The organism is Falcatimonas sp. MSJ-15, assembly GCF_018918265.1.
Lineage (GTDB): Bacteria > Bacillota > Clostridia > Lachnospirales > Lachnospiraceae > Falcatimonas.
Genome location: NZ_JAHLQC010000003.1, coordinates 107,332 through 123,773 on the forward strand (window position 1 = coordinate 107,332; position 16,442 = coordinate 123,773).

A 16,442-nucleotide genomic window follows, 5' to 3' on the forward strand; every position below is an offset into this window, starting at 1 on the left:
AATCTTGCGTAAGCTACATAATAGTTAATAGTTAAAGAAGATATAACAACTAAAAGAAGGAAGTGATTAAGATGCGAGTTACTAATGGAATGATGATTAGCAATTCTATGAATAATATCAATACTAATAAGCAGCTTATGAGCATCTATGAGAATCAGCAGGCAACAGAGAAGAAGATTATGCGTCCTTCAGATGATCCTGTTATTGCGATTAGAGCTTTAAAATACAGAACTTCATTAAATGAGATAAGTCAGTATGTTGATAAGAACATTCCGGATGCAGAATCATGGATATCAACAACACAAGGCGCACTTAATAATATAAGTGAGATGTTTACAGACATATTCCAGTACTGCAATCAGGGAAGTACAGACTCTTTTAAGACAGATAACAGAGAATCAATTATTGACAGTCTTCAGAAGTTAAAAGACAGTATATATGGAGAAGGTAATGTTGACTTTGCAGGAAGATATGTATTCACAGGATATAAGACAGACAAGACACTTATATTCCAGTCAGACGATGCAAGTCTAAAATATAGCATTACACAGAATTTTAAAGGAACTGATATTGAGAAGTTCACATATACAACGAACAAAGTTGATGTTAATAACATAACAGACCTTACAAGCTCTGTACCAGACGGCAAAGATGTATATCTTATTAAGTTTGCTTATAATGATACAGATGATAAATTACCTACATTTACATATACAGATGCCAACGGTGCTGTGAAGACTGTTAATATAACAGCAGCAACACAGGCAAACAACGCATACGAGACAGTACTTAATGCTAATGGTGCAAAAGTATCTTACGATGCTGTTAATGGACAGCTTGTTATGAATGAAGCAGCATACAAACAGTATATTGAGCAGGACAATATGACAATAACTTATGAGAAGACAGGATTTAATAAAGGCGAAGTTCGTCCTGAACATTATTTTAAATGTTCAGACATAACAGATGCTGCGAATCCTAAAGATTATAATGTCAATGCAGTAAGCCAGGATATATATTATAATATTAACTATGGTCAGACACTTAAAGTTAATACACAGGCTAACGAATCAATTGACATATACATAGGAAGAACAATTCAGGATATGCAGAATACATTGTCAACATTAAAGACTGCAGAAGAAAAAGTTAGCAAGTTAAAAAGCATGATAAACAGTGGCACTTATACAGGTAATGACCTTGATAATCTTAATTCAATGTTAGAAGCAGCTAATATGGAAGTAGATTATGCCAAGAAGAATGTTCAGACAGTATTCTCACAGAGCAATACTAAGATGCAGAATTACCAAAAGACAGTAGAACTTGGTCTGTCAGAACTAGGTTCAAGAGATAGTAGATTATCACTTGTTAAAGCAAGACTTAAAGAGCAGCAGAACAATATCAAGGAACTCCAGTCTAAGAATGAAGATGTTGAATTAGAGGAAGCAGTAATTAATCTTGCACAGGCACAGATGGTATATAACGCATCACTTAATGCGGCATCAAAGATAGTACAGCAGTCATTGGTTGATTTTATTTAAGATGGATTATAAAAATAAGTAATAAGAATATACTTGATTAGTAAAATATTAAATATAAATAAAAGGATAGAGAATCTAAGATGAAAAATTATCTTAGAAAATTCTATCCTTTTATATTTTTATGATTACTAAAAGGCTCTAATATTAATGCCGATATGTTCATCAAACGTATAGGAGGTGTTTTTGATGAACAAAATATGTGGTGACATCATAAGAATATTATTTGACAAAAATTATATTAATCAAAGAGTACTTAGAGATGCTACAGGATATTCGCTAGGCACAGTTAATAAGTCATTGAATGAATTGCAAAAAACAGGATATCTTGATGATAAATTTAATTTGACAATTAAAGCATTGAAAGAAATCAAAGATAAAAAACCAAGAAATGCAGTCATATTAGCCGCAGGATATGGAATAAGAATATTTCCGATTAACTTAGAATATCCAAAAGGGCTTTTAGAGATAGATGGAGAACCACTTATAGAGAGAATGATAAAACAGCTTCATGAAGTAGAGATAAATGATATATATGTTGTAGTGGGATATATGAAAGAAAAATATGAATATCTTATTGATAAATACAATGTAAAATTAATTGTTAATTCAGAGTATGCAGTCAAGAATAATATACATTCACTTAATAAAGTAAGACAATATCTTGGTAATACATATATTATGCCATGTGATGTGTGGTGTAAAAATAATTTGTTTAATAAAAGTGAACTATATTCATGGTATATGGTGAGTGATGCTAAAGATAGCAAGAGCGATGTAATAGTTAATAAAAATAGTCAGCTTATTTTAAAAAAAGGTAATTCATTAGGTAATATGATGATAGGAATTAGTTATATTACTTATGATGACGCAGATAAAATAAAAGATAAGCTTGAAGAATATTGTAATAATAGTATTTATAATAATCTGTTTTGGGAAGAAATTTTATATAAGAATGGAATGACGAGTATATATGCAAAAATTATAAACAATGCAGAAGTTGCAGAAATTAATTCGTATGAGCAGCTAAGGAAACTTGATAGTTCATCAAAACAACTGATGACAGATGCAATAAAGACTATTATGAAAGAATTCAATGTGACTCTTAACGAAATAACAGATATAAGATTGTTAAAAAAAGGAATGACAAACAGATCTTTTATATTTGAATGTAAAGGTGAAGAATATATTATGAGAATTCCTGGAGAAGGAACGAACAAGCTTATAAATAGGCGTGAAGAAGCGGAGGTATATTCTGTAATATTGGATAAAAATATATGTGATGATATAAAATATTTTAATCCGGAGAATGGATATAAGATTACAAGATATTTTAAAGACTCAAGAACATGCAATCCTAATGATAAAAATGATGTAGCAAAATGTATAGAACTGATTAGAAGCTTGCATGAGAGAAAAATAAAAGTACCACATACATTTGACTTGTTTGGTCAAATTGAATTCTATGAACATTTAAGAGGGGATAGAGTATCACTTTATAAAGATTATAATGATACTAAAAATAAAATATGGGAATTAAAAGAATATATTGAAGCTAATAAAGAAGAGATGGTGCTTACACATATTGATGCAGTATTTGACAATTTTTTGTTCATAAGAGATGGAGAAAAAGAATATATAAGACTTATTGACTGGGAATATGCAGGGATGCAAGATCCACATATTGATATTGCGATGTTTGCTATATATGCTTTTTATGACAGAGAGAAGATAGACTATATAATAGACTGCTATTTTAACAATAATTGTGAATGGGCGGTAAGAATCAAAATATATTGTTATGTAGCTATATGTGGACTACTATGGAGCAATTGGTGTGAATACAAGAGTACACTTGGAGTTGAATTTGGAGAATATTCAATAAGGCAGTATCGTTATGCCAAAGAATATTATAGTATCGCAAAAAGTGAAATTAATAAGATGAAAGCAGGTGATCAAAGTGTCAGAGGTTCAAAGAGCGATTATATTAGCAGCAGGTATGGGGAAGAGAATGAGACCATTAACAGATAAGATTCCAAAACCACTTATAGAAGTTAATGGAAAGAGAATGATCGACACAATAGTTGATGGCTTGAGTGAGAATGGAATTAAGGACATATATATTGTCGTTGGATATATGAGCGATAAATTTGAAGCGTGGAAAGAAAAATATCCATATATCCATCTTATTAACAATCCATATTATGCTACTTGTAATAATATTGCATCGCTTTATGTAGCGAGAGATTATATTGAGGATGCAATAATTCTTGATGGAGATCAGATAATATATAATTCTAAGGTACTTAATCCATATTTTGAACGTTCAGGATATAACAGCGTATGGGTTAATGAGAATACAACAGAGTGGCTGCAACAGACAGAAGATGACATTGTTGTTGAATGTAGCAGAACAGGTGGAAGACGTGGATGGCAGTTATATAGCATATCAAGATGGACAAAGTCAGATGGTAAGAAACTAAAAAAACATCTTGAACAGGAATTTGAAGAGAATAAAGATTATGATATATATTGGGACGATATAGCATTATTTAAACATAAAGAAGAATATCAGCTTGGGATATATCCAATGAATAAAAGCGATGTGATAGAAATTGATAATGTAATAGAATTATCGAATGTGGATACATCCTACCAAAAATATATTAATGGAGGATGCTAATATGGGGAAAGATAGAAAAGATATAGATTGGGTAATAACATTAGTACCATTTATTTTAATTATTGCATTATGTATTATGTTTTTTATAATGCCTGAACAGTCAAAGATTTTATTAGAGAGAATAAGAACGTTATTTGGTGATACATTTGGAATATATTATTTAATTATAGGACTTGGAGTATTCTTAATATCACTATATCTTGCATTGTCTAAGTATGGCAATATAGTGCTTGGTGGAAAAAGTGAGAAACCTAAATATACATTTTTTAAATGGGGCGCAATGATGTTTACTTGTGGATTGGCGGCAGATATTTTATTTTATTCTTTTTCAGAATGGATTTTATACGCATCAGATCCACATATATCAGAACTTGGAAGTGTGCAGGAATGGGCAGGAGTATTTACATTGTTTCATTGGAGTTTCATACCATGGAGCTTATATTTGGTACTTGCAGTTGCATTTGGTTTTATGATCCATGTGAGAAAAAGAGACAGACAAAGATATTCGGAAGCCTGTCGGTTTCTAATTGGGAGACATGCGGACGGAATAATTGGCAGAATAATAGATCTTTTGGCTGTATTTGCTCTTTTGGCAGGAACAGCGACTACGTTCAGCGTGGCAACTCCATTAATGTCAATTCTTATAGAGAAGATTTTTCATATACAATGCGACAGAAACATTATCACTGTAGTAATTCTTGTAATAACATGTATAATATATACAATTTCGTTATTGCATGGAATAAAAGGAATTGGTAGATTAGCAGATATATGTGTCTATTTGTTTTTCGGATTATTAGGGTATGTGTTAATATTTGGTGGTCAGACACGATATATTATTGAAACAGGTTTTGAATCTTTAGGAAGAATGATGCAGAACTTTATTGTATTATCAACTAATACAGATCCTTTAAGAACATCTGGTTTTCCACAGAATTGGACGATATACTATTGGGCTTATTGGATGGTATGGTGCGTTGCAACCCCTTTTTTTATAGGAAGAATATCAAGGGGAAGAACTATAAGACAGACAATTCTTGGAGGATATATATTTGGTGTAGGATCAACAATTATGAGTTTTATTATACTTGGTAATTATTCAATGGGGCTTTATGTTAAGAATGTGTTTGATTTTGTAGCACAATATAACGAGTCGGGAGATTTGTATCAGGTTATTTTTAATATAATAGATACTATGCCGGGTGCTAGTGTAGTTATGATTGTAGTGTTGATAACAATGATTGCTTTTTATGCAACGTCATTTGATTCGATAGCATTGGTTGCATCACGTTACTGCTATAAAAAACTTGGTGAAGACCAAAGACCTGATAAAAAGATAGAGCTTATGTGGTGTATATTATTGATACTCTTACCAATAGCATTATTATTTGCAGATAGTTCAATGAGTAACTTACAGAGTGTGAGTATTATTGCAGCGTTTCCAATAGGAATAGTAATAATATTAATTATAATAAGTTTTTTCAAAGATATCAGAGAATATGAGAGGGGTAATAAGAATGAATAATGAACTTAAAGATAAGCTAGATAGTGCATTTGCTAGAATGGATGTGGTTACAATTAACAATATGCTTACAGAATATGGTGAAAGATATCCTAAGGATAGAGATCTGTGGTTTTACAGGTATAATCTACTATTCATACAGGGACAATATGATGAAGCAGCAGAAATAGCTAAGATGTGTGTTGAACATTTTCCTACAAGTTATGAAGCATATTATTATCTGGGTGCAAGCTATCAACATGAGGGAAATGTTATGGAAGCATTAAGATGTTATGAGACAGCTATGTATTTACATATGTTTTTAAAATATGATAATAATGATATATATGAGGATATCATAGTACAGATTAGAGAATTACAGCAAAAATTATCTGATATACAACAAAGATATGTGGATGATAATAATGTTGAGAAACTGAATGAGATTATGTTATTTTTAAATGGTGAAAAAACTATATGGGAAAAAGAAGATGATTCTATACGAGATCGGAAAAGAATAGTAATTGGTACAAAAAATAAATATGGAAATGACATAAAATACATAGGTGCATATAGATTATTAAATCACAGAATTGTGGGTGAAGAAGTATATAATCTTATTCAGACACAAGGAGAATTCTTAAATATTATATATGAAGGAAAAGAATTCTCACTGAATGGAGGAGAAGAATATTTACTTCCAATTGCGAGTAGTGAAGAATGTAATATGTATTATTTTAAGGAAAAAGGAAAAGAATATTATGTTCCACAAATTGAGCCAAAACACTTTAACTATTATAGACTAAACGGAGATATTGAGTTTGTCTCAAAAAACAATATATATCTTAGTAATCCAATTCCGTTAAAGCATAGTAAAAGCAGAAGAAAATTAGTGCTTAGTTTTTTTGTAGACGGTCTTGCACAGGAGATAATAAAAGGTTCTGAATTTGAGCGATTAATGCCTAATACATATAAGTTCTTTAAGAAAGGAACTATATGTACCAATACTTATAGTTGCGCTGAATGGACATATCCAAGTCTTGCATCATATCAGAGTGGATTAGGGATACTTAATCATATGTTATTTCATAATAACATAAACAGTGAACTGCCTAAGAATAATACTATGCTGTTTGAGTATATTAAGAGCAGGGGTTATCACACATGTAAGATGGATGGAGATTGGAGAAGTTCATATCTGTGTGGATATACCAGAGGAATAGATCAGTATGTATATCAGATACAACCAATGGGATCAAGAGCTGAACAGGAGATAATTAATGCTATTGAACACATAGAAACATTTAAAGATACAGATCAATACATGTGGATGTGTGTTGGTGACTTACATGATATAGCCGACAGATATGATCTGTCATTGGCAGTACAGAGTAATCTGACGCTTGAAGAGAGACAGCATGTAGAATCAGGAGAGACCTCTGTAAAACAGCCATATAGCATACAGAAGATAGAATGTTATAAAAAGACAATACAATACATGGATACACTATTTGGCATACTGTACAATTATATAGAAACACATTATGCAGAAGATGAATACATGATAAGCCTGTTCGCAGATCATGGACAAGGATATATGGTACCAAAAGGAAGACATTTTTTGTCAAAAGAGAGAACAAAAGTAGCATTTATGTATAGAGGAGCAGATGTTGAAGCAAAGGTTACAGATGAGATAATGTCAACAGCAGATTATTTGCCAATTATGTGTAAGTTACTGGGTATAGAACTTAAAAAAGAAAACATAGATGGTATGCTTCCAGTAGCTTTTGGTGGTGATACAGAGAGAAAATATGCCATTACAGAATCATTGCATCCGGGAGATATATATTCTGCTGTAGCAAATACAAAAGGATATGAAGTATATTTTGACAATGGAGAAAAGACAGATGACGAAGGAAGGTTCCATCTAAAAGATTATAAGATATATGGTTATTATAGAGATGGAAGCAAGCTAGAAGATAGAGAATTATTGGCACAATATGAGAGAATATTTGTAGAGAGAATAGCAGAAAAAATTATCTATGATTAATGTGAAAAAGGCAGCTTGCTAAAGAAAATAGATGATTTGCAATTAATAAATTAAAAATCATTCATAAAACACAACAAGATTCCGAAAAAGATATAGAGAACCTATACTCTGATTCGGAGTCTTTTTTTGCATAATTGGATAGAAAAAATAACAACTTATAATAAGAGGTGACAACAATGAAGATAGCAACCAAAATATTCGGTAACATAGACATTGGAGACGAGAAGATAATCGAATTTCCAAAAGGAATCATAGGATTTGAAGAATGTAGACATTTCGTGTTGATGCATGGAGATGACGGTGAGAAAGAACACTTAATTAAGTGGCTTCAATCAGTAGAAGACGGAGAACTTGCATTCCCGGTAATAGATCCGTTAAAAGTTAACGAGAACTACAATCCGATAGTAGAAGACGAACTGTTAAAAGTAATAGGACAATTTGAACTTGAAGATCTATATGTATTAACAGTAGCCACAGTTCCAAAAGACATAGAGAAGATGACAGTCAATCTTAAAGCACCGGTAATAATCAATACAGCAACAATGAAGGGAATACAGCTTATAGTAGACAACGAGGAATATAGCGTCCGCCAATCTGTATATAACCTGATAAAAGCTAGAAAAGAGAAGGCGGGTGAATAACTATGTTAGCGTTATCAAGAAAGAAAGACGAATCAATAATAATTAACAACAATATTGAGATAACAATACTAGAAGTAAAAGGTGATCAGGTAAAAATCGGTGTAAAAGCACCAAAATCTGTACCGGTATACAGAAAAGAGATATATGTACAAATGGAAGAATCCAACAAAGAAGCAGCCAAATCAGCATCCCAGGACAATGTTGAAATTCTTAAAAAACTATTAGATGTATAAATTATAAGTCTGTATTTCCGATATAGTGGTAGGTAACAAATGAAGAGGAAGAGTGTAAACTCGTATTAGTCACATGGAGGTGATAGGGTATGGCAATGGAAGGAACCGGAGTCAGTATGTCAAGAAACAGTAAATTAATGACATACACATCTTCAAAGTCAGCTTCCATAAGTAACACACAAAAGGCTGACATACAAACAGATACAGCAAAAATAAAAGACGACGAAATCGGAAATCAGACAGAACTAAAAATTAAAAATACCAATAAAGCATTAAAAGAAGCAGTAGAGAAGATAAATGAGAATATGAAAGACACCAGATGCGAATATGGTATTGATGATGAGACAAATCGTGTAACAATAAAAATAGTAGATAAAAAAACAAAGGAAATACTCAGAGAATACCCACCGGAGGAGACACTTGATATAATCGCAAAAGTGTGGGAACTTGCCGGCATTAATGTCGACAGGAAACTTTAGGAGGTAATAGTATGGGAGTAAGAGTAACAGGGCTTAACTCTGGAATGGATACAGATTCAATCGTTGAAGCACTCGTATCTGCCCAGAGAACCAAAGTAGATAATCTGAAAAAGAAACAGACAAAACTGTCATGGACACAGGATGCATGGAAATCACTTAATACCAAGATATATTCATTCTATAGTAAGACACTTAATAATGCGTGGCTTTCAACAACATTCAACCTTAAGAAAAATGTTGTATCAGACACATCGATAGCAACAGTATCAGGAGGTTCAGTTAACGGAACGCAGTCACTTGAAGTTAATAAACTTGCACAGAATGCATATCTTACAGGTGGCAAGATGACAAGAGCAGATGGTGCTGCACTTACAGACGCCACTAAATTATCAGAACTTACAGGATATGCAGGTGGCAGCAGTACAATAACAATTAATGGCAAAGACATAGAACTTACAGATGATATGACTCTGTCATCACTTACAACTAAGATGAAATCAGCAGGAGTTAATGTAAGCCTTGATGTTAATAACGGAAGAATGTTCGTATCAGCGAAAAAAGATGGCGAATCAGGTAACTTTACAATAAGTGGAGATACGACAGCACTTGCAGCATTAGGACTTGAGACAATAGATAGCACTACAACATCACATGATGCGACAACATCAACAGGAGCTTCATTCATAAGAGGTCAGGATGCAGAGATTAAGTTAAACGGTGCGATATTCACATCAGATACTAACAACTTCTCAGTAAATGGAATGTCAATAACAGCACTTAAAGAGACTAATGGAACATCAGTATCAGTATCTACTAATACAGATGTAGACGCCATCTACGATAAAGTAAAAGATTTCTTCAAAGAATACAATTCACTTATAAAAGAGATGGAAAAACTCTACAATGCAGATTCAGCAAAAGGATACGAGCCACTTACAGATGAAGAAAAAGAAGCACTCTCAGATGATGAAGTAGAGAAATGGGAGACTAAGATAAAAGATGCACTTTTAAGAAAAGACACCACATTATCAGACATAACAACTACACTAAAGACAGCAATGATGCAGTCAGTTACAATCGGAGGCAAAGATTATAACTTAAGTTCATTTGGAATTAATACACTTGGATATTTTGAAGCATCAGACAATGAAAAGGGAGTATATCATATAGATGGCGACAAAGATGATGAATCAACAAGTGGTGAAACAGACAAACTAAAAGCTGCAATAGCATCAGACTCAGATACATTCATAAGTTTCTTCAATAAACTTGCAAAAAGCGTATATGATGACCTTGGCAAGAAGATGAAAGCCATTAAGAATGTAAGAAGTGCATATACTGTATACAATGATAAAGAGATGCAAAGACAGTATGATGACTACGCAGATCAGATAAGCACATGGGAAGACAAACTAAAAGATCTTGAAGATAAATACTACAAACAGTTCTCAGCAATGGAGACAGCACTTGCAAAGATCAATTCACAGTCATCATCACTTGTAGGATTACTAGGAACAGGAACATCAGCATAAAGCATAGAGAATTCATAAGAAATATAGATATATGTATAAGAGATGAAAGAGCCTATGCGATTATATAGTTATATCAAAGATTAATATAAAAATACAGATTTAATTTAAGTCATAAGTTCATAATAGGAGGAATTAAGGACAGTATGATAAATAGAAACCCATATGCAACATACGCTAATAACAAAGTAATGACAGCATCACCGGCAGAACTTACACTTATGTTATACGAAGGTGCAATCAAATTCTGCAATATTGCGGTAAAAGCAATCGATGACAAAGATACGACTACAGCACACAATAACATAATGAAAGTCGAGAACATAGTAAGAGAATTAAGAGGTTCACTTAATCATAAATATCCTGTAGCCAAAGACTTTGAAGCTGTATACAAATATGTTGAGCAAAGACTTATCGAAGCTAATATAAAAAAAGATAAAGAGATACTTGAAGAAGTACTTACACATCTTAGAACAATGAGAGATACCTGGAAAGAAGTTATGAAAACAGGCAGAAGTGCAGTATCATAACATCCCCCTGTATTGATATAATACAGAATTCTTAATAGATATGCCTAACAGTCTGATTGTAATACAGTCAAACTGTTAGGTTATTTTATCTCTGGTTTTAGAACTTTTAGTATAATATGCAGCCCCCACTTCTATAGATAGAAATATCATCAATAGAGGTGGAAATATCATCAATCATAGAATATACGAATATGTTCGGGAGGAATAGACATGGACAATAATAATAATTATGTAAATATACTAGTAGATAGCCTTCAGAAGAAGATGGAGATACTAAGCGAGATAATAGAGCTTAATGAACAGCAAAAAGAGATAATAACCAAAGAAAAACTCGATATGGATAAGCTTGATGAGAATATGCGTGACAAAAGTGAACTTATAAGCCGTCTTAACATGTTAGATGATGGTTTTCAGTCAGTCTTTGACAGAGTAAAAGATGAACTTACTACTAATAAAGACAAGTATCAGGAAGAGATTATAAGAATGCAAAACTGTATCAAGAAGATAACTGAACAAAGCATGAATATACAAGTAGAAGAACAGCGTAATAAAGTTGCACTCGAAAAACAGTTTAAGAATACAAGAGATGGAATTAAGAAAGCCAGAATGAGCAGCCGGATGGCATCAGACTATTACAAAGGAATGACAGGAATGAAAGCACCGGTAGAACCACAGTTCTTAGACTCCAAAAAATAGAAGAAACCGAACAGAATATAATTAAAATGTATCAAAAATAGCTAAAACATAAATAATATAAACAAAAAATTAAATAAAGAAAAGTCACTAAAGTAACAAAAGTCATCGCCGATATAATAGACAAGTAAGCAGAATGCTTACATACTTATAATGGAGTTTGGGAGCGTACGGCCCGGTAGACTTCATTACATATCGGAAGACTAAGAGAAAAATAATAACAATGTCACAAGTAGCAAGGAAGCTACTTCGAATTCAAGGAGGAAATTAATTATGGTAGTACAGCATAACCTTACAGCGATGAACGCAAACAGACAGTTAGGAATCACAACTTCAGCTCAGGCTAAGTCAAGCGAGAAGTTATCATCAGGATATAAGATTAACAGAGCAGCAGATGATGCAGCAGGTCTTGCAATATCTGAAAAATTAAGAAGCCAGATCAGAGGCCTTAACCAGGCATCAGATAACTGCCAGGATGGTATCTCACTTATTCAGACAGCTGAAGGTGCTTTAAATGAGACACATTCAATCCTTCAGAGATTAAATGAGTTAGCAGTTAAATCATCAACAGATACTAATACAACAGAAGATAGAGGATACATTCAGCAGGAAGTTACTGCTCTTACAACAGAGATTACAAGAATATCAACAGATACAGAGTTCAACAAGATGAAACTCTTAAGTGGTGGTATTAAGAACTTCAAACTTCAGGTTGGTGCTAATGCAGGACAGGAGATACAGTTTGATATCTCAAATATGTCAGCAGGTGCATTAAAAGTAAGTGGTCTTTCAATGTCAACACAGGCTAAAGCAAGTACAGCTATTACAACACTTGCAAGCGCAATTAAGAGCGTATCAAATCAGCGTTCACAGTTAGGTGCTTTACAGAACAGATTAGAGCATACAATTGCTAACCTTGATACAGCAGCAGAGAATGCACAGTCATCTGAATCAACAATCCGTGATACAGATATGGCATCAGAGATGGTTAACTACAGCAAGAATAATATTCTTGCACAGGCAGGTCAGTCAATGCTTGCACAGGCTAACCAGTCAAGCCAGGGTGTATTATCATTATTACAGTAGTAATAATAGTAATAGATAAGTTATTTTGTTTGAATCTTCAGACAAAGACTAAATTTAATCAAATAATAACAATGTAATATAATAACAATATCACAAGTAGCAAGGAAGCTACTTCGAATTCAAGGAGGAAATTAATTATGGTAGTACAGCATAACCTTACAGCGATGAACGCAAACAGACAGTTAGGAATCACAACTTCAGCTCAGGCTAAGTCAAGCGAGAAGTTATCATCAGGATATAAGATCAACAGAGCAGCAGATGATGCAGCAGGTCTTGCAATATCTGAAAAATTAAGAAGCCAGATCAGAGGTCTTAACCAGGCATCAGATAACTGCCAGGATGGTATCTCACTTATCCAGACAGCTGAAGGTGCTTTAAATGAGACACATTCAATCCTTCAGAGATTAAATGAGTTAGCAGTTAAATCATCAACAGATACTAATACAACAGAAGATAGAGCATACATCCAGCAGGAAGTTACTGCTCTTACAACAGAAGTAACAAGAATATCAACAGATACAGAGTTCAACAAGATGAAACTCTTAAGTGGTGGTATTAAGGACTTCAAACTTCAGGTTGGTGCTAATGCAAAGCAGGAGATACAGTTTAGTATCTCAGATATGTCAGCAAAAGCATTAGGAATAAGTAAACTTTCATTATCATCACAGGCAGGTGCAAGTGGTGCGATAACAACACTTGCAGATGCTATTAAATCAGTATCAAATCAGCGTTCACAGTTAGGTGCTTTACAGAACAGATTAGAGCATACAATTGCTAACCTTGATACAGCAGCAGAGAATGCACAGTCATCTGAATCAACAATCCGTGATACAGATATGGCATCAGAGATGGTTAACTACAGCAAGAATAATATTCTTGCACAGGCAGGTCAGTCAATGCTTGCACAGGCTAACCAGTCAAGCCAGGGTGTATTATCATTATTACAGTAGTAATAATTAGAATTAAAAATTATAAATAAATAGTTTTTTGGGGCTGTTGCTTTAACGATTAATAAATCGTAAAGTAGCGGCCTCGTTTTGTATATTTTGGAATATTAAGAAAAAACAATCTTCACCGATATATTATTCGGATAAGTTAACATAGGATATATCCGTCAAGTCAGAGTGTATTATCATTATTACAGTCTTAATTAATAATATTCATAAGCACTTGATATCGGGTGCGGTATGATAATTGGCCGGTCCCAGACAGGGATCGGCTTTTTGAATAGGGGGAAGAATAAGAATGGTATTAGCTAAGAAGACAATGGAGAATATAGAGAATACAGCGGCATTATATTATAAAGGCAGAGATGAAGAAGGCAATCAGGCTATGAGTGAACTTATTAAGAATCTGTCAGAATTAATCGGTACATTAGGTGATGAACAGAAAGTTAATGAACTTCTTAATATACTTAAGACAGCACTTAAGGCAATGGAAGAGAAAGATTATGTATATCTTGCTGATATATTGAATTATGAGATAGCAGGAAGAATTGAGGAATATGTTAAGAACAAATAATCTGAATAAAATGCTAAAAATGTTGTGGTAGAAGATATCAGATATTAATATTTATAAACTGTAATATTAACAATAATATTGAATAAAAACAGGAGAAAAAATATGAACAGTATATTAGAAAAAAATATTAAATTATTATCAGAAAAACAGGATAAAAAATTTGGCGAAGTACTTAATGATTATACCGGACAAAATGAAAATTGTGCAGTAATTAAGAATCTAAGTAATGAAGATATAGTAGGATATATAAAAGATGGAAAAGAAATATATCTTAATAGCAGATATAATGCGGAATATGAGACTGAATTATGGGTAAGTGACAGAGTTGATGAAGTTAACAGACCTTATTTTATATATGGATTTAGTAATGGTATGGCTGTTAATAAATTCAAACAAAAAGTCAGTAACAAATCAGTACTAATAGTATATGAACCAAGTTTTGAGATATTTTACAATGTTATATCTAATATTGATCTTACAGATATATTTGAGAATAGCAGAATAATTCTGTATGTTAATGGAATTAATGATAATTATTTAAAATCATCACTTGAATATATTGTAGGATTTGAAAGTATACAAAAGGCAAGATATATAATATTAAGACAATATGATTTGTTATTTAATGAAGAATATGAAAGGTATATAGATATGCTTAGACAGGCTGTTGATATTATTGTAGCAGATGCTGTATACTTTTCGCAGAATTCAAAAAAAATTCAGAATATAATAGCAAAGAATATGAGTGAATTTCGTAATTTTAGAACAGTTAATCAATATATAGATAAGTTTGAAGATAATAGTATTGCTATACTCGTAGGAGCAGGTCCATCGCTTTCAAAAAATGTGGAATTATTAAAGCAGGCAAAAGGAAAAGCATTTATTCTTGCAACAGACTCAGCAGTTAAGAAGATGGCAAAATATAATATAAAACCGGATGCGTTTATGTCAATAGATACTGACAAAACTGGTATAGAGTATAATGAAATATTAATTAATACACCACTAATTATGGATATTGATATTAAACCTGAATTATTAGAACGCAATAAGTCTGTTAAGATAATATCATCAAAAAATGCATTATTAATATCACAGATATATCAGAAGATGGATATCCCGTTAGATTCGGCAGAGTCCGGTGGATCTGTAAGTTGTTCTGCGTTTTCGGTATTGAAATTGTGGGGATTTAAGAAAATAGTATTAATAGGACAGGACTTCGCATATACAGATGGGATGATACATGCAGAAGGAATATTTGATATAAATAATGCACAACAAAGAAAAAAAGAAGTATGTTATGTGGAAGACAATAATGGAAATCTGATAGAAACAGGATTTGATTATGAAGTATATCTGCGTTGGTTTGAGAATGCCATAGCAAAATGGAAAGATGGTGAAGTAATTAATGCTACAGAAGGTGGTGCGAGAGTAAAAGGAGCAACCGTTATGACATTACAACAGGTTATAGATAGATATCTTAAAGATAAGAATATAGTTGATTATGAAGCTCTAATGAAGAATATGCCACCGGTGCTTGATGATATGCAATATGAAAAGGCTAAAAAACTCATAATTGAAAAAGACAAAAAGATTGAAGAATTATTGCAGAAGATAGAAGATGGAATCAGTATACAAAGTAAATTAAAAAAAATACTGAGAAAAGGAACTTCTAATCAGATGTTATTAATATCATTGCAGGCAAAGATGAAAAATATAACAACGTATATAGATAATTATCCGGATTTGGAAATTCTTTATTTTTATAAAGGCGAATTAGTGGATTCTATGAATACGGAAACAGATGAGACAGATACGTTTGTAATTATAACCAAATCAATAGAATGGCTTACAGCAATGAAGCAGGCAGCACAGGAATATAAAAAAGATATGGAGACTATAATTCTAGGATTATAAAAGGGAGTAAGGAAGAATTAATCATTATCTGAAAAGGATGA

The 16,442-nt window shown here is 32.5% G+C and carries 15 protein-coding genes; all 15 read left to right on the forward strand.

Translation table 11 applies throughout. From position 1 onward, the window contains the following. Nucleotides 1-71: 71 nt before the first annotated feature. The 15 genes from flgL (at nucleotide 72) to KQI85_RS02920 (ending at nucleotide 16,401) form a co-directional block, all read left to right on the forward strand. A complete protein-coding gene (gene flgL / locus KQI85_RS02850) occupies nucleotides 72-1,541 on the forward strand; it encodes a flagellar hook-associated protein FlgL (protein ID WP_216574589.1) in 1,470 nt (489 codons plus the stop codon). Nucleotides 1,542-1,727: 186 nt separating this feature from the next. Continuing rightward, nucleotides 1,728-3,569, forward strand: coding sequence for an NTP transferase domain-containing protein (locus KQI85_RS02855; protein ID WP_216574590.1), 1,842 nt, complete (start codon nucleotides 1,728-1,730; stop codon nucleotides 3,567-3,569). After that, a complete protein-coding gene (locus KQI85_RS02860) occupies nucleotides 3,499-4,221 on the forward strand; it encodes a phosphocholine cytidylyltransferase family protein (protein ID WP_216574591.1) in 723 nt (240 codons plus the stop codon). The genes KQI85_RS02855 and KQI85_RS02860 overlap by 71 nt, the downstream gene beginning before the upstream one ends. A 1-nt stretch (nucleotide 4,222) precedes the next feature. Next, the gene (locus KQI85_RS02865; protein WP_216574592.1) at nucleotides 4,223-5,746 is read left to right on the forward strand and encodes a BCCT family transporter; all 1,524 of its coding nucleotides are present in this window, start codon (nucleotides 4,223-4,225) and stop codon (nucleotides 5,744-5,746) included. After that, on the forward strand, nucleotides 5,739-7,772 hold the full coding sequence (locus KQI85_RS02870; RefSeq protein ID WP_216574593.1) for a sulfatase-like hydrolase/transferase: 2,034 nt from the start codon (nucleotides 5,739-5,741) through the stop codon (nucleotides 7,770-7,772). The genes KQI85_RS02865 and KQI85_RS02870 overlap by 8 nt, the downstream gene beginning before the upstream one ends. Before the next feature lie 176 nt (nucleotides 7,773-7,948). Next, nucleotides 7,949-8,413, forward strand: coding sequence for a flagellar assembly protein FliW (gene fliW, locus KQI85_RS02875; protein ID WP_216574594.1), 465 nt, complete (start codon nucleotides 7,949-7,951; stop codon nucleotides 8,411-8,413). A gap of 2 nt (nucleotides 8,414-8,415) precedes the next feature. Further along, complete coding sequence (csrA, locus tag KQI85_RS02880; protein ID WP_216574595.1) at nucleotides 8,416-8,646, forward strand: carbon storage regulator CsrA; 231 nt, start codon at nucleotides 8,416-8,418, stop codon at nucleotides 8,644-8,646. A gap of 89 nt (nucleotides 8,647-8,735) precedes the next feature. Next, entirely contained in the window at nucleotides 8,736-9,125 is a 390-nt protein-coding gene (locus KQI85_RS02885; protein WP_216574596.1) for a flagellar protein FlaG, read from the forward strand. 11 nt (nucleotides 9,126-9,136) lie between these two features. After that, entirely contained in the window at nucleotides 9,137-10,657 is a 1,521-nt protein-coding gene (fliD, locus tag KQI85_RS02890; protein ID WP_216574597.1) for a flagellar filament capping protein FliD, read from the forward strand. A 143-nt stretch (nucleotides 10,658-10,800) separates the two neighbouring features. Beyond that, nucleotides 10,801-11,184: a flagellar export chaperone FliS gene (gene fliS / locus KQI85_RS02895; RefSeq protein WP_216574598.1), complete on the forward strand. Its 384-nt coding sequence runs from the start codon at nucleotides 10,801-10,803 to the stop codon at nucleotides 11,182-11,184. 210 nt (nucleotides 11,185-11,394) lie between these two features. Beyond that, nucleotides 11,395-11,880 (forward strand): flagellar export chaperone FlgN, encoded by a 486-nt coding sequence (flgN, locus tag KQI85_RS02900; protein WP_216574599.1) that lies wholly within the window; start codon nucleotides 11,395-11,397, stop codon nucleotides 11,878-11,880. A gap of 270 nt (nucleotides 11,881-12,150) precedes the next feature. Next, nucleotides 12,151-12,963 (forward strand): flagellin, encoded by an 813-nt coding sequence (locus tag KQI85_RS02905; RefSeq protein ID WP_216574600.1) that lies wholly within the window; start codon nucleotides 12,151-12,153, stop codon nucleotides 12,961-12,963. Nucleotides 12,964-13,100: 137 nt separating this feature from the next. After that, the gene (locus KQI85_RS02910) at nucleotides 13,101-13,913 is read left to right on the forward strand and encodes a flagellin (RefSeq protein ID WP_216574601.1); all 813 of its coding nucleotides are present in this window, start codon (nucleotides 13,101-13,103) and stop codon (nucleotides 13,911-13,913) included. Between the two features lie 295 nt (nucleotides 13,914-14,208). Next, nucleotides 14,209-14,484 (forward strand): hypothetical protein, encoded by a 276-nt coding sequence (locus KQI85_RS02915; RefSeq protein ID WP_216574602.1) that lies wholly within the window; start codon nucleotides 14,209-14,211, stop codon nucleotides 14,482-14,484. Nucleotides 14,485-14,586: 102 nt separating this feature from the next. Next, on the forward strand, nucleotides 14,587-16,401 hold the full coding sequence (locus tag KQI85_RS02920) for a motility associated factor glycosyltransferase family protein (protein ID WP_216574603.1): 1,815 nt from the start codon (nucleotides 14,587-14,589) through the stop codon (nucleotides 16,399-16,401). Nucleotides 16,402-16,442: the final 41 nt, after the last annotated feature.